This window comes from Rhizobium sp. NZLR8 (assembly GCF_019685025.1).
Lineage (GTDB): Bacteria > Pseudomonadota > Alphaproteobacteria > Rhizobiales > Rhizobiaceae > Rhizobium.
In genome coordinates, this window is sequence record NZ_JABDVY010000002.1 from 577,868 (window position 1) to 601,199 (window position 23,332).

The following is a 23,332-nucleotide window of genomic DNA, read 5'->3' on the forward strand; positions in this document are numbered from 1 at the left end:
CAAGATGCCGGCCTTAGCGGCCATTCACCTTCCGCCATTCGGCAAAGAGCGTCAGGTTGCTTTCGTCGGTGGCCGGATAGAGGCCGATGATCGTATGTCCTTGCTTGACGCGCTCGGTGACGAAATCCTCGTAAGCGGTCATTTCCACCGCTTCGTCAGCGATCTCGTCGGCGATCTCGGCCGGGATGACGATCACGCTGTCGTCGTCGCCAACCATGATGTCGCCCGGGAAGACCGCCACATCGCCGCAACCGATCGGCACATTGATGTCGATCGCCTCGTGGAGCGTGAGGTTGGTCGGGCTGGAGGGACGATTGTGATAGGCGGGAATATCAAGACCACCGATCGTCACGGCGTCGCGGAAGCCGCCATCGGTGACCACGCCGGCACCGCCGCGCATCATCAGGCGGGTAATCAGAATATCGCCGGCGGAGGCGGCTCGCGGATCCTTGCGGCTGTCCATCACCAGAACATGGCCGTCGGGGCACGTCTCGATGGCAAGCCGTTGCGGATGTTTCGGGTTTCGAAAGACGTTCATCGCGTTGCGGTCCTCGCGCGCCGGCATGTAGCGCAGCGTGAAGGCCGGCCCCACCATATTGCGGCCCTTCGGCTGCACGGGCCGAACATCCTGGACCGTCTGATTTCTCAAGCCGCGCTTGAACAGCGCCGAGCAGAGGGTCGCGACCGAGACGCCCATCAGCTTTTCACGGGTTGCGGGGTTCATATTTCCTTCTCCTCGTTCAAATTCAGCCGCCGAAGCTGCGCGTTTCCACTGTCCAGTCACGGGCTTTGCCCGTCAGGCTGCAGCCAAGCCCCGGACGTGCGGGCACGATCATCCGGCCGTCCTTGATGTCGAGCTGCTCGTTGAACAGTGGCGCCAGCCAATCGAAATGCTCTACCCACGGCTCGTGCGCATAGGCAGCAGCCAAGTGCAAATGGATTTCCATGGCAAAATGCGGCGCCAGGCGCAGGCGTTTCGCCTCGGCTTGCGCGCAGATGCGCAGAAAGGGCGTGATGCCGCCGACACGCGGCGCATCCGGCTGAATGAAGTCGACCGCATCCGCGCGGATCAGGGCCATATGTTCGTCGGCGCTTGCCAGCATCTCGCCGGTGGCGATCGGCGTGGCGAGTTCGCGCGCCAGTGCCGCATGGCCCTCGGCGTCATAGGCATCGAGCGGCTCTTCGATCCATTCGAGATTGAGCGGCTCGACAAGCCGTCCGAAGCGCAATGCCGTCGTGCGGTCCCATTGCTGGTTGGCATCGACCATCAGCGGCACACGGCCGTCGATATGGCTGGTCACGGCATCAAGCCGGCGAAGATCGGCCATCGGGTCCGGCTGTCCGACCTTGATCTTGATGCCGCCGATACCGGCGGCGATCGAGTGATCGATAGCATCGCGGATTTCCTCGACGCTCGACGACAGGAAGCCGCCTGAAGTGTTGTAGCAGGCGACGCTGTCGCGATGGGCGCCTAGCAATTTTGCCAGCGGCAGGCAGGCCCGTTTCGCCTTCAGGTCCCAGAGGCAGATGTCGATGGCGGCAATGGCTTGCGTCGCAATGCCGGAGCGGCCGACCGAGGCCCCGGCCCAGCAGAGCTTGTCCCATATCCGTGCGGTATCATTGGGATCTTCGCCCATCAGGTTGTCGGCGATCTCGCAGGCATGTGCATAAAGAGCGGGTCCGCCCGCCCGTTTCGAGTAGCTGAAGCCGAGACCGCTATGGCCCGCTTCGGAAACGATCTCGCAAAACAGAAACGCCACCTCCGTCAGCGGCTTCTGCCGGCCCGTCAAAACCTTGGCGTCGCTGATCGGCCGCGCCAACGGCAGATAAGCGAGCGACAGGGTGACCGATCGGATGGCGTCCAGCTTGGACGGGCCGGCGGCGAAGCCAGCCTTAGGCGGTTGTGCGGGGATCGAGCGTCGATTGGGATCAAACATCGTGGTTCCTCAATTGATAGCCGGTTCCGGAGTCTTGCCACCGAATTCCGTCGTCAGGAAGTCGAAGTCGCAGCCTTTGTCGGCTTGCTCGATATGCTTGGAGAACATAAAGCCGTAACCGCGCTCGTAATGTCGCGTCGGCGCCACCCAGGCGGCCCGTCGGGCTGCGATCTCCTCTTCGGAAACCAGCATATTGAGGCTGCGTGCCGGAATATCGAGCTCGACCATGTCCCCGGTTCTAAGCAATGCCAGCGGCCCGCCGATGTAAGATTCCGGCGCGGCGTGCAGCACGCAGGCGCCGAAACTCGTTCCGGACATGCGCGCATCCGAAATGCGCACCATGTCGCGCAGGCCGAGCTTCAACAGCGCCTTCGGCATCGGGATCATGCCCCATTCCGGCATGCCGGGCCCGCCCTGCGGGCCGGCATTGCGCAGCACCAGCACCGTGTCCGGCGTCAGCGGATAATCGGGATCGTCGATGATCTTCTTCATCTCCGCATAACTGTCGGCGACCAGGGCCGGGCCGCAATGGCGATGGAATTTCGGGTCGCAGGCCGCTGGTTTGATGACCGCGCCGTCAGGACACAGGTTCCCCTTGAGCACTGCCAGCGAACCTTCGTGATAGACCGGGTTCGACAGTGGCCGGATAACGTCCTCATTGTAGATCTTCACCTGGTCGAGGCCGTCCACCAGGGGTTTGCCCGTAACGGTTATCGCGGTCGGATCGAGTTTGTCACCGAGCTGCTTCATGAGCGCCCGCAGGCCGCCCGCATAAAAGAAATCTTCCATCAGGTAGGTCGAACCAGAAGGCCGAATGTTGGCAAGAACAGGGGTCGTGCGACCGATGCGGTCGAGGTCATCGAGCTCCAGCGGCACGCCGGCGCGCCGCGCCATGGCGATCAGATGGATGATCGCATTGGTGGAGCAACCGGTTGCCATGGCGACCGTGGCGGCGTTGTCGACGGCCGCCGGCGTGATGATCCGGTCCGGCGTCAGATCCTCCCACACCATAGTGACGATGCGGCGACCGCAGGCGGCCGACATGCGCTGGTGGTTGGCGTCGACTGCCGGAATCGAGGAAGCGCCCGGCAGTGTCAATCCCATAGCTTCGGCGATCGCTGTCATCGTCGACGCCGTGCCCATGGTCATGCAATGGCCGTAGCTGCGGGCAATTCCGCCTTCGATGCCCTGCCACTCCTCTCTGGTGATCGTGCCGGCACGCCGCTCGTCCCAGTATTTGAAACCGTCAGTGCCGGAGCCGAGCGTCTTGCCGGCGTAGTTGCCGCGAAGCATCGGGCCGGCAGGGAGATAAACAAAGGGAATGCCCATGCTGACCGCACCCATGACAAGGCCCGGTGTCGTCTTGTCGCAGCCGCCCATCAGAACGGCGCCGTCGACAGGATGGCTCCGCAACAGCTCCTCGGTCTCCATCGCCAGCATGTTGCGATAGAGCATCGTGGTCGGCTTGACGAAATTTTCGGAAAGAGAAAGAGCAGGCAGCTCCATGGGAAACCCGCCCGACTGAAGGATGCCGCGCTTCACCCATTCGGCGCGTTCGCGGAAATGCATGTGGCAGGGCTGGGCATCGGACCAGGTGTTGATGACGGCAATGATCGGCTTTCCCTGCCAATCCTCCGGCGCATACCCCATCTGCATGGTCCGCGACCGGTGACCGAACGAGCGCTGATCATCCGGCAGCATCCATCGGGCCGACCGCAGTTGCTCGTACGTTTTCCTCGCGGTCACGGCTTTCTCCCACCATTTTGCTTGCTGCTCTACGAATTTCTCCAACTAATATTTTAGTTTGCCATATATATCAACCGCAACTTTGCATTCTTGTGCATTAGGTCACGTAAAGCTATGAATGGTGTAAAAGGATTTGCCTCACATGAATTCTCAGTTCGCTTCCACATTCGGCCTGACCGCACCCGGCTTTCCAGTCGCGGCCGGCAGCACCGTCCAGCGGGTCTATGATGATCTGCGAAAGCGCATCATCACCATTCAGTTGCCGCCGGACACCACGCTGTCGCGCACCGAGCTGACGGAGACCTACGAAGTCAGCCAGACGCCCATTCGTGACGCGTTACAGCTTCTCAAACAGGAGGGCCTGGTTCGCATTTACCCGCAGTCCCGCACTGTGGTGACCAGGATAGACGTCCTGCAAATCTACGAAGCGCATTTCCTTCGTGTCGCGCTGGAATCGGAAGTCTGCCGCCGCCTCGCGACTGACCCGGATCCGGATCCGAGCGTCATCACGCGCGCCCGCTCGATCATAAAAATGCAGTCGGCGGTCGCCGATGACGTCGATCAGATTGCCATCTTCCAGGAGCTCGACGAGCTCTTTCACCAGACATTGTTCGCAGGCGCCAAGCGCAGCAGCCTCCATCAACTGATCCGCGAGCGGTCCGGCCATCTCGAGCGCATTCGACGTCTGCATCTGCCCGAAAAGGGCAAGATCATGAGCATCCTCGATGGTCACCACGCCATCATCGACGCGATTGCCGCTCGCGACGAACAGGGGGCCGTCGATGCGGTCCGCGAGCATCTCAGCCGCACAGTCGCAAAAGTAGAAGAGCTCAGGAAGGAGTTCCCGGACTACTTCGTCTGAACCTGCCGCGCCGCAGGTTTCCGCCGGGGTCAATTGACCGGCGTCAGCAGCGGCCTGCCTGCGAAGAAGGCGGCAAGGTTGTCGAGCGTGAGTTGCGCCATCCTGTCGCGCGTTTCCTCGGTGCCGCTGGCGTGATGGGGATAGAGCACAACGTTATCGAGTGCTGCGAAGCGCCGATCGGGATTGGGTTCGTTGAGGTAGACATCGATGCCGGCAGATGCGATCCGATTTTCCTGCAAGGCGCGGATCAAGGCCGGCTCATCGACCACGGTGCCGCGGGCAATGTTGATGAAGCTGCCCGTTGGTCCGAGCGCATTCAGCACCTCTGCCGAAATCAACCCTTCGGTCGAGGGCCCGCCCGGTGTCGCGACGATCAGGATGTCGGCCCAGTCCGCCAGTTTTACCGGCTCGTCGAAATAGGCAAAATCATTGTCGGCTTTTTTCGTCCGCCCATAATAGCCGACCGCCAGTCCGACAGCTTCGCATCGCCTGGCAATCGCCATGCCTATGCGGCCGAGACCGACGATCCCGGCTTTCTTGCCCGACGTCGATGTCGTCAGCGGCATCATGCCCTTGTGCCCCCAGTCGCCGGAGCGCACATAGCGATCACCTTCCGGCAGGCGCCGGCGTGCCGCCAGCATCAGAAGCAGCGCCATGTCGGCAACGTCGTCGCAAAGCACCTCGGATGTGTTGGTGAGCTTGATGCCGCGCCGCGTCATCGCCTCGACGTCCATCTGGTCGTAGCCGGCCGAGGAACAGGCGGCCAGCTTCAGTGCCGGCAATTTCGCAAGCAGGGCTTCATCGATCGTCACATGGCCGTTGCAGACCAGAGCCGTGCAGATCGGGCCGGCTTTGGCCAGGAGAGCATCGCGTTGCCCGCCTTCTGCAAGATCCAGCCGGTGCAGCGTATAGGTCTCCTCCAGCACCGCCATCTGACGGGACCGGAGCGGATAGGCGACGATGACATCGGGCTTCATACGGAAACGAGTCCTTCCTGTGTGAGACGTGCGGCGCGTCGGGTGGCCTGGACCTCGGGATCGGGATCGAGGCCGGCGGCAAGCAGCGCCTGGGTGTAGGGGTGGGATGGCGCGTTAAATATCTGGCCCACCGGCCCCTCCTCGACAATCTCGCCGGCCTTCATGACGATGACACGATCCGCGAAATCGCGAACCACCGGCAGGTCGTGTGCAATGAAAAGGTAGGACAGGCCGAATTCGCGACGCAGACCCTCGAGCAAGGCAATCACCTGTGCCTGGATCGACACGTCGAGCGCTGAAACCGCCTCGTCGCAGATGATCAGTTTCGGCTCCATCGCCAGCGCGCGGGCAATGGCGATGCGCTGGCGCTGGCCGCCCGAAAATTGATGTGGATACCGGTCCGCCATATCCGGCTTCAGGCCAACCTTGACCAGCAATTCGGCCACCCTCTCCTTCCATCTCGCTTTCGGCAGGATATCCGGGTGAATGACCCAGGCCTCGGAAATCAGCCTGAACACGGTCATCCGCGGGTTGAGCGACTGCGTCGGGTCTTGAAAGACCATCTGCAAATCCCGACGCAGCCCGAATATTTCCCTCGGGCTCATCGCAAGCAGATCATTGCCGCGGTAGAGGACCTGACCCTCCTGTGGGTCGTCAAGGCGAACGATCGCCCGGGCAAGCGTCGACTTACCGGAACCGCTCTCGCCGACAACAGCGACCGTTTCGCCGGGCATGATGACGAAGTCCACGCCTCTCAGTGCCTGGAATGCGCCAAAACTCTTCTTCAAGCCGATGGCGCGCAGCAGCGGTTCGCCCTGCCGGTCACGCTCTTGCGCCATCGCGCCCTTCCCAGGTGCGGCAGCAATCAGCTTCTTCGTATAGGGGTTCTGCGGGTTGCGATAAACTTCGGCGGCATTGCCGGTTTCGACGACGCAGCCGGAATTCATCACCACGACCCGGTCGGCGATCTCTGCAACGACACCAAGATCGTGCGTGATCAGCAACAGGCCCATTCCGGTTTCCTGCTGCAATTCCTGCAGAAGTTCGAGCACTTGTGCCTGCACCGTAACATCAAGCGCGGTGGTCGGTTCATCCGCAATCAGGATTTCGGGCTTGCAGGCGATCGCCATGGCGATCATCAGCCGCTGCCGCTGCCCGCCGGAGAACTGAAACGGGTATTTTCGCATCGCCGCCTGCGGATCGGTGATGCCCACTCGCTGCATGAGTTCGAGCGTCCTGGCACGGGCCTGCTCAGCGGACTGACCATGCGTGGTCATCATTTCGGTGATTTGCCAGCCGACCGTGTAGACCGGATTGAGATGCGCCAGCGGATCCTGAAAGATCATGGCGATCTTGGCGCCGTTGATCGAACGCCGCTCCTCAGGCGTCATTTTCAGCATATCGCGCCCATTGAGGAGGATGGTGCCGCCGGTGATCTTGCCGGGTGGCATATCGATCAGGTTCATGATCGCCGAGGCGGACACCGACTTGCCCGAACCGCTTTCCCCGAGGATTGCCAGTGTCTCGCCGCGATCGAGATGCCAACTGACATCTTGCACTGCCTTGACGGAGCCACTGGCGGTGTGAAACTCGACCGAGAGGTCGCGCACTTCCAGAAGATGTTCAGCCATTTTTCCTGCCCCTCATTTCAAGGCGCCAGCGTTGCGTTGGATTGAGCGCGATGCGCAGCCAATTTGACAGAAGATTGAGCGACAGCGTCGTCAGGATGATTGCAAGGCCCGGCCAGAAGGACAGCCACCAGGCATTGGTAAGGTAAGGCCGCCCTTGGGCAACCATGAGGCCCCAGGTGATTTCCGGCGCCTGAATGCCGATCCCAAGGAACGACAGCGAGGATTCCGCCAGCATGAGGAAGGCGAAATCAAGCGTCCCAATGGTGACCAGCGTCGGGAAGATCACCGGCAGGATGTGATGAAAGACAATGCGCCGGGACGATGCTCCCATGACTTTCGCCGCCTGCACGAACATCCGCTCGCGCACTTCCAGCACTTCGGCGCGGGTGGTGCGCAGATAGATGGGAATGCGGGTGATCGCCAGGACGAGGACGATATTGGTGACCGAGGGTTCGAGCATATAGAGCACGATCACCGCCAGAAGCAGCGACGGAAAGGACATGATGACGTCGCCGAGGCGCATGATCCATTGAGCGGCGGAAGAGCGGCTATAACCCGCCACCAGTCCGAGCGCCGTGCCAACGATAGAGGATGCAAGCACCGCCGCCGCAGCAATCAGGATGGTGTTTTGCGCCGCGACGACGACGCGGGCAAGCAGCGGCCTGCCCAGCGCATCGGCTCCAAGGACATAAAGCCATCCGCGGGTAATATCGAAGGGCGGCGCGTTTCGGCCCCGCAGGTTCTGCTTGGTGGCGATGCCCTCCAGCAGAAACGGGCCAAACAGCGCGCAGAGAAGAACGATCAGGAGGAATAGAGCGGCGAAGAATGCGAGCTTGTCGGCCCACAGCATGGTCAGCCAACGCCCGATCGGGCCGCTCGGTTTTTTCTCGATGAGGATTTGTGTGTCGGTCATCGTCATCGCTCAATACCGGATACGCGGATCGAGCAGCGCATAGGCAATGTCGATCAACAGGTTCATGATGAAGATCGCCAATGCCGAGACCATGATGACGGCCAGCACGACGGCGAAATCGCGAAGCAGGATGGAATCGATCATCAGCTTGCCTATTCCGGGAAAGCCGAACACCGTCTCGACGACAACGGCACCGTTCAAGATGGCCGCCGCCTGATCGCCGATCACTGTGATCACCGGCAGCATGGCGTTGCGCAGTCCGTGAATGAAGATGATCGAGTTCGAACGCACGCCCTTGGCGCGCGCCGTCTTCACGTAGGCGGAAGACAGCACGCTGATCATCGAGCCGCGCACCACCTGCAGGATCAGGCCGAAGGGCCGGATGAACAGCACGCTGACCGGCAGGACCCAGTGCCAGAACGTTCCCGTTCCCGATGTCGGCAGGACATGCAGTTTCACGGCGAAAATGACGATTGCCACGATGGCAAGCCAGAAATCCGGGGCGGCAGCGCCGATCAGCGAGAAGAAAGTGGCAAGACGGTCGAAGACCCCGCCGACGCGAAACGCCGCGAGCGAACCAATGACGATCGCAGCGACCGTGACCAGCGCCATGGTGATGACAGCCAGCCAGAAGGTCCAGACGAAGGCCTCCAGCACGACATCCATGGCCGGACGGGCCTGGCGCAGGGACTGACCGAAATTGCCTTGGGCGAGATCCGCGACATAACGGCCGAACTGGATGATCAATGGGTCGTTGAAACCGTTCATCTCACGGAATTGCTGGCGCATTTCCGTGGTCGCGTCGATCGGCAGATAGAGGTCGGTCGGGTCGCCCGTCAGCCGGGAGAGGAAAAAGACGATGACGATAAGCACCACGAGCGATACGCCACTGGCGATCGCACGCTTGCCGATAAAACTCTTCATGCCACTCCTCCCGAGTGAAACCCATACGGACCGTCAGGTCTGGTCTTCGCGTGTTTCGAAGCCCGCCCAGTCATGCCCTTTCCGGCGACAGGCGTGAACTAAAATATTAGTTCATCTAGAATTTTTGTGAACCCCCTTTCTCAAAATCGTCAGCTCTTATCAAACGGCGGCTTGCGCCGCCACGCCATACCGCCCGTTCCAATGATGGTCGCGCCAATGATGACCGCGGCACCAATCCATGTCTGTGCGGCCGGAACCTCCGAGAAAAACAGGAAAGCTATGAGTGCTACGACCGGCAGCCGGAGAAAGTCGAGCGGGGCCAGAACGCTTGCAGCCGCCATACCGAAGGCGCGGGTGATCAGCGTCATGTTGAATGCGCCGAGCGCCCCTTGTATGGCGAGCAGCCCGAGTTGGCTCCAGGTCGGCATCGACCAAACCGGCACCATGACGATCAGGCCAAGCGGCACCGTGGTAGTGAGATTCCACGCAACCAGCCGGTCCGCGCTATCCCTCAACGCCATGCGCCGAAGCATCAACTGGCTAGCCGCCGTCAAGACCGCTCCTGCAAGGGCAAAAAGCAGCCATTGGTTGAAATCTGACGCTCCGGGGCGAATGATGATCATCACGCCGATAAAGCCTGCGGCGATGCCGGCGACGCTGGAGACGCCGACGCGCTCCTTGAGGACAAGCCATGCACCGAGAACGAGAAACATCGGCATGGTGAAATTAATCGCCGTGGCATCGGCCAGTGGCGCGTGCGCAAAGGCGATGAACAAAGCAACCAGTGAGGCAAGCTTCAGACCCGCACGCACGGCGTGCAGAACACGATAGGGAGAGGCTTTCAGACCGACTCGGGACACGATCCACGGCGAGACGACAAGAAGTCCGAAAAACGAGCGGAAAAAGCAGATCATCAAGGGATGCACGTCGCCGGCCAGCAAGCGCACAATGATGGCGTCAAGACTATTCAAAAAGGCGGCGGCCACCATCATGCAGACGGCAAGGCCTGTGCGACCGGGCTGCATCACGCTTCTCCTGATTGAACGATGTGGGCTCTGCCAATATCGGACGTTCGATACGGCAGCGCGTTGAACCAGCAATCCATCAGAAATAAGAGCCTTCCTGGCGTGCAGGTGCCAGGATCGCTCAACTCATCAGGGATGGGCATCGCTATCTGTCGGTCGCGCGATCTGACGGTCTTATCTCGATCCCTCGCCCGGCGTCCACACTAAAATACAAATATATTAGTTTGAAGGCGACAACTGCCATATCCCATCGAGAAACTAGGCTTGATGACACTCGACGGCACGTGACGATGATGGGGGCAGCTGGGAACTCGAAAGCCGGGAGAGCGCCGTCGATGGAATACGCTTTCAATTTTAAAAATACGGCCGGCTGAACTTCGTCGTCGACTTTTCCGATTACCTTAATCGGATGCCGTCAACCTATTCAGACGGGTCGAAAAGCCTGACAATCCGCGCCACGCCGGAAAAGCCGGTTCCCTTTCCGATGCCCAAGACCGACGAAAGCTGACCACTTCGCACGGGAAAGGAAGCGATTTCCAGGAATTACTCTAAAGCTCATCGCTGCGACGTCTCACGGCGTGCTTCAGAGCCATCATATGTCTTCGCCGCTCCAGCACATAGTCGGCATAGCCGAAGCAGATGAACAGCAACGTCGGACCGGCGTAGATCATGATGAGAGCCAATGCGATAAGGATGAATGCGGTCGTCATGGTCTTGTTTCCATCATATTGGTCGCGCCGCATCTGAAGCGGCGAAAGCGGACAGGCTTATCTCGGCGATCCCTGTCCTTATTCCTTGAAAATTCGCCGGCTTCGTATTCGTTCCCTGCCCGATCGATTTCCATACGCGCGGCAGGCCCGATCGAACGACAATGGCGAAGCTGGCGGTTCATTCGACCTCGATCACTCCCGCGGCCTTTCCTCTCGCATCACCGCCCCCACGATCTCGGGCAGCGGACTAGTCGTCAAATCCTCAAGCCAAACCGATAGCTTCGGCTTCCAGTTCGGATAGCTGTCGCTGGTGCCTGGAACATTGGTCGGCTTTTTTTCGTCGGTGAGATCGGCAAGCCGAACCGCGACGAGCAACGACGGAGTCCGCGCGATGAAGCGATAGGCGCTGACGGTCAGTTCCCTCAGCGTTTCCTCGCTTACCCTTGCGGCAGCAAGGCGGGCCGGCAAATCGATGCCGGCAACCTTGAAGGTGACCTTCAGGTTCCTCCGTTCGTGCTTGCGGTGTTTGAGATGTTCTTCGGTGAGATCGGGCGGTACGATACCGTGTTCACAACGGTCCCGAATGTCGGCGCCGCGCCACCAGCCGGCAAGGGTCTGGTGGTCATGCGTCGAAATGCAGGCGAGCGCGAGGACGGGATAGGCATCGGCCGGCTTGAAGCCCTTGTCGTCCTGTTCGTAGGAAAGGATCCGGTAGGAGAAAATGCCGGCAGCGGCCAGATCTTCCTGCAATCCTTCCGGGATCATTCCCAGGGACTCTCCGATGACGAGGCATCGGTGTTCGGCGGAAACTTCGGCGAGGATCTGCAGCAGCCGATCCTCGGGATAGCGGACATAGGCGCCGCTCTCCGGCCTGTCGCCCAATGGAACCAGGAAAAGGCGACGGATTGCCGGCGCGTGATCGATGCGAATGGCGCCCGCGTAGCGCATGGAGGTGCTGACCATGCGTCGATACGGCGACATCTCCCCTGCGGCAATTTTTGAAGGCAGGTATCCAGCGAGGTGCCAGTCCTGGCCGTCGACGGCGAATGGATCGGGAGGGCTGCCGATGGTGGCCTGGGAGACATAGATATCCGGCTCGCTCCATGTCGCCGAGCCATCGACCGCTTCCCCGACGGCAAGATCAAGATAGAGCCCGATGCGCAGCCCGGCCTTGCGCGCTCGATCTGCTGCCTGCATCAATTGCCGGTGGGCGAGCCATTGTAGCCACATGTGGAAACGAACATCGTCCGGGTGCTCGCGTTCAAAATCGGTGACGGCAGCGCTGTCGACGCGCTGGAACTCGGCTGGCCACCGTTGCCAGCCGGCGCCCGCTCCGCGCTCGACCATGTAAAACGAGAGGCATTCGAACAGCGCATGCAGCCGCAGGCTGTCGCCGCCTTGCGCGACAAAGGCGTCGAAATCGGCCGGGCCGTCAGAGGCGGCCTTGCGACTGACACGACCCTGGCGCCATGCCGACCAGAGATCACGAAGCGCTCCAAGCTTGGTCCGCGCGACGCCGATGTAATCGACGAGATCGGATTGGCGAAGGCGCTCCAACTCCCGTTCGAGTTCGCGACTGCTGGCAAACCCCGGCACCTGGTCGACTGCGATATAGAGCGGGTTGAGATGCTGACGGCTTGAGGGTTCATAGGGGCTGCAACGGTCGGGATCGGCGAGGAACGGCGCGTGAAGCGGATTGAGTCCGATGAAATCGGCCCCCAGCGATCCCGCCAGATCGGCCATATCAGCCAGATCCTTGAAGTCTCCTATGCCCCAATTGCGTGCCGACCGGAGTTCGTAAAGCTGCAGGCTCACGCCCCAGACCCGTGTGTCGGACAGGAAATCCGGCAGAAATGACACCGGAATCTTCCCGCGCGCCGGCTTCGCTTCCCGCCGCGGCGCGCCAGTCTCACCCGTCCTCGTCAATTCGATGTTCAGTGCAGAGAGTATCTTGCGCTTGGTCTCGGCGGAAATCGCCACTTCCCGGTTCTCGGGGCTGGGTCTTGTCGGGCTGATGCCGTGGAGCCGGGCGAGCTTATCGAGCTCAGCGGATTTCATCAGTCGATCCTTTCCTCGCACCGCCGTCACGCTTTGCTCATGCTCCAGATCACCGTCCAGGGCGCGAGATCGCCGCCGTCGCTGCCGAGACGGAATATCGTCTCGGCGTCACCCTGTTGCGGGTCAAGCGGCCGTCCCGCCTCGCTGCCTAGGTTGGCGCGCAGATGAAGGTGCCGGCTCTCCGCAAGGGTCCAATCCACCGCGATCGCGTTTCCCGCCGAGCGGTAGACCGCGCTTCCGCCGGCCACACCCTTCAGCAAAGGAACGATCTTCCGATGCCGGAGGTCGAGAAGTGTCCGGTAATACTCAAGCACGTCAGAGGTAGTGCGTTTCGACCAATCCAGTTTGGCGGCCGCAAAGGTCGATGGCGCCGTCGGGTCGAGAAGGTCGTCGGCGTCGAAGCCCGGCAGACGCGAAAGCTCCTCGCGACGGCCTTTCCTGACCTTCTCGTTCAGATCCTCGTCGAAATCGCAGAAAAAAGGAAACGGCTCCTCCGCACCCCATTCCTCACCCATGAACAGCATCGGTATCTCAGGCGCCAGCAGATAGATGGCGATGACGGCCTTGACGGCATTGGCCGGGCTCGAGGCCAGAACCCGATCGCCGAGCGCCCGATTGCCGATCTGATCATGGTTCTGGATGAAGGAAATGAAGGCGGTCGGCGGCAGGTGGCCACTCGGTCTGCCGCGGCCTCCTCCGCGATACGACATATGTTCGCCCTGGAACACGAAACCTTCCGCCAGCGCTCGGCCGAGCTTGCCAGCGTCGCCAGCGTAATCGGCATAATAGCCGAAGGTTTCGCCGGTCGCCGCGATATGCAGCACGTGGTGGACGTCGTCATTCCACTGGGCTGTGAACAGCTTCGCTTCACCTTTTTCGTCACGCTTCAACAGGTCGCTGTCATTCTCCTCGTTTTCGATGATCAGATGCACATGCCGATCGCCGGCCGCAGCCCTGACGCGGCGGGCAAGCTCGTAAAGAAGATGCTCGTCGCTGTCGTCCTTGATCGCGTGAACGGCATCGAAGCGGAAGCCGTCGAGCCTGAATTCGGTGATCCAGTAAATGGCGTTCTCAATGACAAATTCGCGGATCATCTGCGATCCGTCGCCGTCGTAGTTGATGCCATGGCCCCAGGGCGTCTTGTGATGGTCGGTAAAGAGCGGCGCATAGGAGGGGATATAGTTCCCATCCGGCCCGAAGTGATTGTAGACCACATCGAGGAACACCGAGATGCCGCGCTGGTGCGCTGCATCCACCAGCGCCATGAAATCTTCCGGCCGGCCGTAACTGCTGTCGGGAGCATAGGGAAGCACACCGTCATAGCCCCAGCTGTAACGACCCGGGAATTCACTGAGCGGCATGATCTGCAGCGCCGTGATGCCCAGCTCTCGCAGATGATCGAGCCGCTCGATCGCCGCCCTGAAGCTGCCCTCCGGCGTGAAGCAGCCGATGTGCATCTCGTAGATAACCATCTCTTCCCAGGGCCGGCCAGGCCAGTCGCTTGTCTTCCAGCGATAAGAGGAAAGGTCGACCACCTCACTCGGACCATGCACATCCTGCGGCTGGAACCGCGAGGCGGGATCGGGAATTTCGAGACCGTCCGGCAGGACGAAGCGATAGCGCGTACAGGCATGGGCATTCGGAACTATGCACCGATGCCAGCCATCTTCCGCCGCCTGCATCGGACGCGGATCGGCGCCTTCGATCTTCAACGACACGCTGTCATGCAGAGGAGCCCAGAGGCGAAACAGAATGCCGTCTTCGGTGAATGCGGGGCCGAACGTCATTTTGGTCAAGGGAAAGCCTTCGGTGAGTGGGGATAGATTTATTTAACTTTTGCGGGAGCAAAAAGTTTCGTCCGCAATTGGACACGCGAAAGCGGCAACGGTCGCGGGGATGACCGCACTGCTCGCCTTGGTATGTTTACGCTTCGATCGTCAGGCCGCCGCGACCTTGCCGGAGAGCGCCTGATCCATGGCCGCCTGAAGCTGTTCCTGCGTGAATGGTTTCTTCATCCGCAGCATCCGGCCGAGGCCATGGTCTTCGGAAAATTCGGCATAGCCCGAGGCGAGGATGATCGGTAGGCCCGGGAAAGCCGAGCGGAGGTGGCGCGCAAGCTCGGCGCCTGTCATACCCGGCATGGCATGATCGGTAATGACGAGATCGCAATCCTGTCCGCCGGCAAAGAATTCCAAGGCTTGGGAAGCGGAGGACACTTCCTGCGGCAGGTGCCCGAGATCCTCCAGCATCGCCACGGTTCCCGTCCGGACAAGCGCGTCGTCGTCGACGACGAGAATGGCAAGCGGCCGCGACGCCGGTTTCAGAGGCTCCGTCGCCGGAGCCTCGACGACCGGCTGCACCTCGACGAAAGTCTCGGCGACGGGCAGCCAAAGGGATACGGTCGTGCCGCTGCCCCTGGCGCTCGATATCTGGATCGAGCCCCCGGATTGCGCCGCCAGACCATGCACCATCGATAGGCCGAGACCGGTGCCCTTGCCGACTCCCTTGGTGGTAAAAAACGGTTCGGCGGCACGCGAGACCGTTGCTTCGTCCATCCCTTCGCCATCATCCGACACCGATATTCTGATGTAGTTGCCGCCGGCGAGACCGGCTGGCCGGCCCTCTTCGGCGGCCGCCGCGGCAACCGTTACGGCTCCGCCGCTTTCGAGTGCATCGCGCGCATTGACGAACAGGTTGAGCAGCGCCAATTCCAGTTGGTTGCTGTCCACCAGAAGGGGCGCCAGATCTGCCGGGATGCGCTTGCGGATTTCGATGCGCGGCCCGACCGCCTTGGCGAGAAGATCCTCGACGTTTTCGAACAGCCTGAGGAAGTCGACCGCCTGCGGCTTGAGCTCCTGGCGGCGTGCGAAGGCAAGCAGGCGCTGGGTCAGCGCCGTGCCGCGCTCGGCCGCCTGGATCGCATTGGTCAGCAGCCGTTCGCTGCGTTCATCCACCGGAAGCCGCTTCTTCAGAAGGCCAAGGCTGCCGAGCACCGCCATGAGAAGGTTGTTGAAGTCGTGCGCCACCCCGCCGGTCAGGTGGCCGATGGTGTCGAGCTTCTGCGCCTCGAACAGTTGCGCCAACGCCTCCTCGCGCTCCCGCGTCCTTTGATCGATCCGGTGCTCGAGCTCCTCGTTGAGCTCCCGCAACTGGGCGGCCGAGGCTTCGAGTTCGGCAGTGCGTTGGCGAACCCGGGCCTCCAGCTCCGCATTCAGGCGCTCGAGTTCCCGTGTCTTCCTGTAGAGATCGGCAAAGACCCTGACCTTGGCTCTCAGCACTTCGGGCACGATCGGCACGGAGACGTAGTCGACCGCGCCCACCGCATATCCGCGCAACCGGTCGGGTTCGGCCAGCATCACCGCGGAAACGAAGATAATCGGCGTATCTTGATACCGTGGGTGCTGCCGGATCATGCTGACCAGCTCGAACCCATCCTGTTCAGGCATGCAGACATCGACGAGGATCACCGCGATTTCGGTGCGCAATAGATGCTCGAAGGCTTCGCGCGCCGACTGCGCCTTAATGAGGTTTTCTTCGAGCTCGTCGAGGATGACCTCGTAACTCAGAAGCTTGGCGGGTTGGTCGTCGACGAGGAGGATGTTGACGGGGTTCATGGCCAGGTCCTCAGCGGTGCAGCCACATGCGAAGGGCCGACAGAAGCTGTTCGGTATTGACCGGCTTCGCCAGGTAGTCGGAAGCGCCCGCTTCCAGGCATTTCTCGCGGTCGCCCTTCATCGCTTTGGCCGTCAACGCCAGGATCGGCAGCCGCCGGAATCGTGGCTCCGAACGGATGACCTGCATCGTCTCGTAGCCGTCCATTCCAGGCATCATGATATCCATCAGCACGATTGCGACAGAGGGTTCATTGTTGATGACGTCGATGGCTTCGCTGCCGGTCGTTGCTGTCAGCACCCGCATTCCCCGGCGCTCGAGCACGCTGCTCAGCGCGAAGATGTTGCGAGCATCGTCGTCGACGAGCAGTACTGTCTCGCCGACGAGATCCTCGTCCGAGCTGTGCAATTCCTGCAGCGTCGCCTGTTTTGCAGGCGGCAGGTCGGCGAAGACCCGGTGCAGGAACAGCGCAGTTTCATCGAGAAGACGTTCCGGAGACTCCACGCCCTTCACGACGACGCTTCGCGCCATGCTGTGTAGCGTCGCATCCTCCTCGGGGGAAAGCTCCCGTCCAGTGAATACGACCACTGGAACCTCACCGATCTCGGCGTCGTCGCGTATTTTCTCCAGTACGTCGAAGCCGGACATATCCGGAAGGGAAAGGTCGAGCACCACGCAATCCGGAGGATCCTGCCTCAGAGCGTCGAGTGCTTCCGATCCGGAGCCGACGCTGGTGATGTCGATGTCGTCATGTCCGAGAAGGGCAGTGACGCTCAACCGTTCGGCCTCGTTGTCTTCGACGAGCAACAGATGCTTGCGGCGCGGTTGCGCATAGGCTTTCAAACGCGACAGCGCCTTGCCGAGGCCCTCCGGCGTCGTCGGCTTGCTCATGAAGGCGAAGGCGCCGCGGGTCAGCCCATGCTGGCGATCTTCATCGAGACTGATGATCTGCACTGGGATATGCCGCGTCTGCGGGTTCTGCTTGAGCTGGCTGAGCACCGTCCAGCCGAGCATATCGGGCAGGAAGATGTCGAGCGAGATCGCCGCCGGCCTGTAGTCCTGCGCGAGTGCCAGCGCATCGCCGCCACGCATCGCCACCAGAACCTTGAATCCATTGTCACGGGCGAGATCGGCCAAGACGCGGGCGTAATGTGGATCATCCTCGACGATGAGCAGCACCGAGTCACCGGCCGCTATCCGATGACGATCGTCTTCAACATGTTCGGTTGGTTTTTCGGCACGGCGGATTGCCGCGGCCTCGGCAAATTCCACGACGTTTGCCGGTGGGACGGATTTCGGCGCAACCGCCCCGGCACCGACATAGGTGAGCGGCAGATAGAGGACGAAGGTGCTGCCGACGCCGGGCGTGCTGCGGAGCTGGATCTCACCCCCCAAGAGGTTTGCCAGCTCGCGGCTGATCGCCAGGCCAAGGCCGGTGCCGCCATATTTACGGCTTGTCGAGGCATCAGCCTGCTGGAACGCCTCGAAAATGATGCGCTGCTTTTCCGGGGGGATGCCGATGCCGGTGTCAACCACTTCGAAGGCGATGACGGAGGGCGCGTGCCGGAGCGACGGATGATCGGGCGACCAGCCGCTCGCCGGCAACCCGACACGAAGCGTGACGCCGCCCTGCGCGGTGAATTTGAAGGCGTTCGACAGCAGATTCTTGAGGATCTGCTGCAACCGCTTCGAATCCGTAATGATGCTCTTGGTAATATCGCCACCGACCTCGACCGCGAATGACAGGCTCCGATTTTCCGCCTCATGCCGGAATGGCCGGGCCATCATCTCAAGCAGGTTGCTGACGAAAATCTCCTCGGCATCGACCGAGACCGTTCCGGACTCGATCTTCGACAGGTCGAGGATATCGCTGATGAGGTTCAGGAGATCGGTTCCGGCGCCGTGGATGGTCTTGGCGAACTCGACCTGTTTTCCCGACAGGTTGCCATCCGGATTCTCTCCCAGCTGCTGGCCGAGGATGAGGATCGAATTCAAAGGCGTGCGCAGCTCATGCGACATATTGGCGAGGAATTCGGATTTGTACTTCGATGTCAGCGCCAACTCGGTTGCCTTTTCCTCCAGCGCGCGCCGGGCCTGCTCGATCTCCTGGTTCTTCGCCTCGACTTCGACGTTGCGTTCTTCCAGCTGCTGCGCCTTCTGCCCGAGCTGCTCGTTGGTCTGCTGCAACTCGCGCTGCTGCGTCTGCAGCTCGGCGGCAAGCTGCTGGGACTGCTTGAGCAGGCCTTCGGTCTGCATGGTCGCTTCGATCGAGTTGAGCACGATGCCGATCGACGTCGTCAGCTGGTCGAGGAATGACAATTGCAGCTCGGTGAATTCGCCGGCGGAGGCAAGCTCGATCACCGCCTTCACCTGCCCCTCGAAATGCACCGGCAGCACGATGGCGCTTCTCGGCAGGGTCGTGAACACGCCGGAGCTTATCGGAACGACATTGTCGGGAAGATCGGTGACCAGGATGCGGCGGGCGTCGCTGGCACACTGACCAACCAGTCCCTGGCCGAATTCAAGCCGTGCCGGGTGCGCCGCCTCGACCCCTTGCGCATAGACAGAGAGCAGCGACAAGACCGGCTGCCGTTCATCGGCATCCACCTGGTAGATTACCCCCTGATGCGCGCCGACCAGCGGCGCCAGCTCCGAGAGCAGCATCTTGCCGACCAGCGTCAGATCGCGCTGTCCCTGCAACATATTGGTGAAGCGCGCCAGGTTGGTCTTCAACCAGTCCTGCTCGGTGTTGCGCTCGGTGGTCAGCCGCAGATTGTCGATCATCGTGTTGATGTTGTCCTTGAGCTCGGCCACTTCGCCGCGCGCGTCGACCTTGATCGAGCGCGTCAGGTCGCCCTTGGTGACGGCGGTCGCCACTTCGGCAATGGCGCGCACCTGCGTCGTCAGGTTGGCGGCAAGCAGGTTGACGTTGCCGGTCAGATCCTTCCAGGTCCCCGCCGTGCCCGGAACATTCGCCTGGCCGCCGAGGCGGCCTTCCACGCCAACCTCGCGCGCCACCGTTGTCACCTGATCGGCAAAGGTCGCGAGCGTGTTGGTCATGTTGTTGATGGTTTCGGCGAGCGCCGCCACCTCGCCCTTGGATGCGACGGTAAGGTTCTGCTTGAGGTCGCCGTTCGCCACCGCCGTCACCACCTTGACGATGCCGCGGACCTGCTCGGTCAGGTTAGCGGCCATGACATTGACGGTGTCGGTCAGGTCCTTCCAGGTGCCTGCCACTCCAGGCACCTGCGCCTGGCCGCCAAGCTTGCCTTCGGTGCCGACTTCGCGGGCGACGCGCGTCACCTCTCCGGCAAAAGCGTTCAGCTGGTCCACCATCGTATTGATGGTGTTCTTCAGTTCGAGGATTTCACCCTTCACGTCGACGGTGATCTTGCGCGACAGGTCGCCGCGCGCCACCGCCGTCGTCACTTCGGCGATGTTTCGAACCTGGGTGGTCAGATTGGCGGCGAGCAGGTTGACGTTGTCGGTCAGGTCCTTCCAGGTGCCGGCAACGCCCGGAACGACCGCCTGGCCGCCGAGCCGGCCATCGGTCCCGACCTCGCGCGCCACACGCGTCACTTCGCCGGCGAAGGATCGCAGCTGATCCACCATGGTATTCAACGTATCCTTCAACAGCAGGATTTCGCCGCGCACATCGACGGTGATCTTGCGCGACAGGTCGCCGTTGGCGATCGCGGTCGCCACCTCGGCGATATTGCGCACCTGCGCCGTCAGATTGCCGGCCATGGAATTGACGCTGTCGGTCAGGTCCTTCCAGGTGCCGGCCACACCGGAGACCTGCGCCTGGCCGCCGAGCTTGCCTTCGGTGCCGACCTCGCGGGCGACACGCGTCACTTCACCGGCAAAAGCGTTCAACTGGTCCACCATGGTGTTGATGGTGTTTTTCAGTTCGAGGATTTCTCCTTTCACGTCGACGGTGATCTTGCGCGACAGGTCGCCACGCGCCACGGCCGTTGTTACTTCGGCGATGTTTCTCACCTGGCCGGTGAGGTTGGAGGCCATGGAATTGACGTTCTCGGTCAGATCCTTCCAGGTGCCGGCGACACCTGGCACCTGCGCCTGGCCGCCGAGCTTGCCTTCCGTCCCGACCTCGCGCGCGACGCGCGTCACTTCCGAGGCGAACCGGTTCAGCTGATCGACCATGGTGTTCAGCGTTTCCTTGAGCTCAAGGATTTCACCCGAGACCGACACCGTAATTTTCTTCGACAGGTCGCCATTGGCAATCGCAGTCGAGACCTCGGCGATGTTGCGCACCTGCGCCGTCAGATTGCCCGCCATGGAATTGACGCTGTCGGTCAGATCCTTCCAGGTGCCGGCAACACCGAGCACGTTGGCCTGGCCGCCTAGCCGCCCTTCGGTGCCGACCTCGCGTGCCACCCGCGTCACCTCACCGGCAAAGCCGTTCAACTGATCGACCATCGTGTTGATGGTCTCCTTCAGCTCGAGGATTTCTCCGGACACAGTGACGGTGATCTTCTTGGACAGGTCTCCCTGGGCGACGGCGGTGGCGACTTCGGCAATGTTGCGCACCTGTCCCGTCAGGTTGGAAGCCATGGAATTGACGCTGTCGGTGAGATCCTTCCAGGTGCCGGCAACGCCGCGCACATTGGCCTGGCCGCCGAGCCGGCCCTCTGTGCCGACTTCGCGGGCCACACGGGTCACTTCCGAAGCAAAGGCGTTCAGCTGATCGACCATCGTATTGATGGTTTCCTTCAGCTCAAGGATTTCACCCTTCACGTCGACGGTAATCTTCTTCGACAGATCGCCATTGGCAATCGCAGTCGAGACTTCGGCGATATTGCGCACCTGCGCCGTCAGGTTGCCGCCCATCGAGTTGACGTTTTCGGTCAGATCCTTCCAGGTGCCGGCAACGCCGCGTACATTGGCCTGGCCGCCGAGCCGCCCTTCCGTGCCGACTTCACGGGCAACGCGGGTGACTTCCGAGGCAAAAGCGTTCAGCTGATCGACCATCGTGTTGATGGTCTCCTTCAGCTCGAGGATTTCTCCCGACACCGTCACCGTGATCTTCTTCGACAGGTCGCCATTGGCGATCGCGGTCGAGACCTCGGCGATGTTGCGCACCTGTGCCGTCAGGTTCGACGCCATCGAATTGACGTTGTCGGTGAGATCCTTCCAGGTGCCCGCGACACCCGGCACCTGCGCCTGTCCACCAAGCCGGCCTTCGGTGCCGACTTCACGCGCTACGCGCGTCACCTCGCCGGCAAAGCCATTGAGCTGATCGACCATGGTGTTGATGGTTTCCTTCAGTTCGAGGATTTCGCCGGAGACGTCGACGGTGATCTTGCGCGACAGGTCGCCGCGCGCCACGGCCGTCGTTACCTGGGCGATGTTGCGGACCTGGGCGGTCAGGTTGCCGCACATGGCGTTGACGCTGTCGGTCAGGTCCTTCCAGGTGCCGGCGACGCCGGGCACCAGGGCCTGGCCGCCGAGCTTGCCCTCGGTGCCGACCTCCCGGGCGACGCGCGTCACTTCCGAGGCGAAGGACCTCAGCTGGTCGACCATGGTGTTGATCGCTTCCTTCAGTTGCAGGATTTCGCCGCGCACGTCGACGGTGATCTTCTTCGAAAGGTCGCCGTTCGCGACGGCGATCGTCACCTCAGCGATATTTCGCACCTGCGCCGTCAGGTTCGAGGCCATCGAGTTCACGCTCTCGGTGAGGTCTTTCCAGACGCCCGTCACCTCCGGCACCTGCGCCTGCCCGCCGAGTTTTCCGTCGGTGCCGACCTCGCGCGCCACGCGCGTCACTTCCGACGTGAAGACGCTGAGTTGCTTGATCATCGTGTTGACGATATCGGCCGAGCGCAGGAATTCGCCTTTCAGCGGTCGCCCGTCGACATCGAGCGGCACGGTCTGCAGCAGATCCCCCTTGGCGACCGCAGTAATCGTGCGGGTGACGGCGGTCGTCGGCCACAGCAGATCGTCAATCAGACCATTGATCGAACCTTCCATCTCGGACCAGGAACCGTCCGACAGGCCGAAGCGCACCCGCGTGCTCGTCCGCCCGTCCCGGCCGACGACTTCGCCGACATGCTCGAGCTGCTGGGCCATGCGCTGGTTGGCAGCGATGATGTCGTTGAGAGCGTCGGCGACCTTGCCGGTAACGCCGGTCAGATCCGCTCGCATCCGCACGGAAAAGTCGCCCCGCCTGACGGCGACCAGCACTTCGAGAAGCGCGCTGGCATCGTCGAATGCCATGGTTTTATGGTCGTGCCCATTGACGCCGTCTACCGCAACGACATCGCGCGAAAATTCACTGGTCTGCTTGCTCACGAAATCCCCCTTGTTCGACTGGAGTTAAATTAGTGCTCAAGTGGAAAAAGGGTATGGCTGAGGCGCGCGGTTGCAGAGATCGACGTAATGGGCATCAGCCGTCAAACTTTGCCTGCGCTGGAACAGTTTCCGGCCGGCCGTCGTTTCCAACCTGATAATGGAGAGCGACATGTCGAACGTCTCAAGGACAGGCAAGGAAGAGATCAACAACGCGACCAGCCCGACCACCTTCGGGAGGTCGGTCGAGAGCCAAGCGCAGATGCAGGATGCGGCCGCGCAAGCCTCGTCGGACGCCAGTGGCGAAATGCTGAACATCTACCGGCTTGAACCGATCGCCAAGCCCGACGATCCCAGATGGGCCAACGCTCCCGGACACGGCATCATCGTGGTGGCCGCCCGGACGCCGGGCGATGCGAGGATCGTCGCCGCGGCTCGTGAGCTCGACTTCATGGAAGTGGATGCAGCTCCCGCCGAAGATGTCACCACGGTCAATGCCAGCGCCTTCCGCGACGACAAGCTCTACACCGTCATCGAGATCGATCGGGATAGACGCGACGTCAAACGCGGGATCGTCGACGGTGTAGTTTCGGTCGACACGATCCGACCGGTCGAACTGGATTAAATG

The 23,332-nt window shown here is 61.5% G+C and carries 15 protein-coding genes; 2 read left to right on the forward strand and 13 right to left on the reverse strand.

Annotated elements, in window-relative coordinates; all coding sequences use genetic code 11:
- Nucleotides 1–13: 13 nt before the first annotated feature.
- Genes HJB89_RS06795 through araD form a run of 3 tightly spaced genes read right to left on the reverse strand, consistent with a single transcriptional unit; the run spans nt 14 to nt 3,683 of the window.
- A complete protein-coding gene (locus tag HJB89_RS06795; protein ID WP_207584717.1) occupies nt 14–724 on the reverse strand; it encodes a ribonuclease activity regulator RraA in 711 nt (236 codons plus the stop codon).
- 22 nt (nt 725–746) lie between these two features.
- Nucleotides 747–1,937: an L-talarate/galactarate dehydratase gene (locus tag HJB89_RS06800; protein ID WP_221149348.1), complete on the reverse strand. Its 1,191-nt coding sequence runs from the start codon at nt 1,935–1,937 to the stop codon at nt 747–749.
- Nucleotides 1,938–1,946: 9 nt separating this feature from the next.
- Complete coding sequence (gene araD, locus HJB89_RS06805) at nt 1,947–3,683, reverse strand: L-arabinonate dehydratase (RefSeq protein WP_221149349.1); 1,737 nt, start codon at nt 3,681–3,683, stop codon at nt 1,947–1,949.
- A gap of 142 nt (nt 3,684–3,825) precedes the next feature.
- Between araD and HJB89_RS06810 the strand changes: the two genes are divergently transcribed.
- Nucleotides 3,826–4,545 carry a GntR family transcriptional regulator gene (locus tag HJB89_RS06810; protein ID WP_207584714.1) on the forward strand — a complete coding sequence of 240 codons (720 nt, stop codon included), beginning with the start codon at nt 3,826–3,828 and terminating at the stop codon, nt 4,543–4,545.
- Between the two features lie 29 nt (nt 4,546–4,574).
- On the opposite strand, the gene HJB89_RS06815 is transcribed toward HJB89_RS06810, so the two are convergent.
- The 10 genes from HJB89_RS06815 to HJB89_RS06860 all read right to left on the reverse strand — a co-directional run bounded on the left by HJB89_RS06815 (nt 4,575) and on the right by HJB89_RS06860 (nt 22,707).
- Nucleotides 4,575–5,522, reverse strand: a complete 948-nt coding sequence (locus HJB89_RS06815; RefSeq protein WP_221132555.1) for a 2-hydroxyacid dehydrogenase — start codon at nt 5,520–5,522, stop codon at nt 4,575–4,577.
- The gene (locus HJB89_RS06820) at nt 5,519–7,153 is read right to left on the reverse strand and encodes an ABC transporter ATP-binding protein (protein WP_221149351.1); all 1,635 of its coding nucleotides are present in this window, start codon (nt 7,151–7,153) and stop codon (nt 5,519–5,521) included. The genes HJB89_RS06815 and HJB89_RS06820 overlap by 4 nt, the downstream gene beginning before the upstream one ends.
- Nucleotides 7,146–8,072: an ABC transporter permease gene (locus tag HJB89_RS06825; RefSeq protein ID WP_221149353.1), complete on the reverse strand. Its 927-nt coding sequence runs from the start codon at nt 8,070–8,072 to the stop codon at nt 7,146–7,148. Before HJB89_RS06825 ends, HJB89_RS06820 begins: the two co-directional genes overlap by 8 nt.
- 3 nt (nt 8,073–8,075) lie before the next feature.
- Nucleotides 8,076–8,990 carry an ABC transporter permease gene (locus HJB89_RS06830; protein WP_207584710.1) on the reverse strand — a complete coding sequence of 305 codons (915 nt, stop codon included), beginning with the start codon at nt 8,988–8,990 and terminating at the stop codon, nt 8,076–8,078.
- Nucleotides 8,991–9,139: 149 nt separating this feature from the next.
- Nucleotides 9,140–10,015, reverse strand: coding sequence for a DMT family transporter (locus HJB89_RS06835; protein WP_221149358.1), 876 nt, complete (start codon nt 10,013–10,015; stop codon nt 9,140–9,142).
- Nucleotides 10,016–10,563: 548 nt separating this feature from the next.
- Nucleotides 10,564–10,725 carry a hypothetical protein gene (locus HJB89_RS06840; RefSeq protein WP_207584708.1) on the reverse strand — a complete coding sequence of 54 codons (162 nt, stop codon included), beginning with the start codon at nt 10,723–10,725 and terminating at the stop codon, nt 10,564–10,566.
- A gap of 192 nt (nt 10,726–10,917) precedes the next feature.
- The gene (malQ, locus tag HJB89_RS06845) at nt 10,918–12,783 is read right to left on the reverse strand and encodes a 4-alpha-glucanotransferase (protein ID WP_207584707.1); all 1,866 of its coding nucleotides are present in this window, start codon (nt 12,781–12,783) and stop codon (nt 10,918–10,920) included.
- Nucleotides 12,784–12,809: 26 nt separating this feature from the next.
- The gene (gene treZ / locus HJB89_RS06850; protein WP_246762878.1) at nt 12,810–14,570 is read right to left on the reverse strand and encodes a malto-oligosyltrehalose trehalohydrolase; all 1,761 of its coding nucleotides are present in this window, start codon (nt 14,568–14,570) and stop codon (nt 12,810–12,812) included.
- Nucleotides 14,571–14,720: 150 nt separating this feature from the next.
- A complete protein-coding gene (locus tag HJB89_RS06855; protein WP_221115090.1) occupies nt 14,721–16,397 on the reverse strand; it encodes a response regulator in 1,677 nt (558 codons plus the stop codon).
- 10 nt (nt 16,398–16,407) lie between these two features.
- Nucleotides 16,408–22,707: a HAMP domain-containing protein gene (locus tag HJB89_RS06860; protein WP_207584704.1), complete on the reverse strand. Its 6,300-nt coding sequence runs from the start codon at nt 22,705–22,707 to the stop codon at nt 16,408–16,410.
- A 157-nt stretch (nt 22,708–22,864) separates the two neighbouring features.
- Between HJB89_RS06860 and HJB89_RS06865 the strand changes: the two genes are divergently transcribed.
- A complete protein-coding gene (locus HJB89_RS06865) occupies nt 22,865–23,329 on the forward strand; it encodes a hypothetical protein (protein ID WP_221149359.1) in 465 nt (154 codons plus the stop codon).
- Nucleotides 23,330–23,332 lie beyond the last annotated feature (3 nt).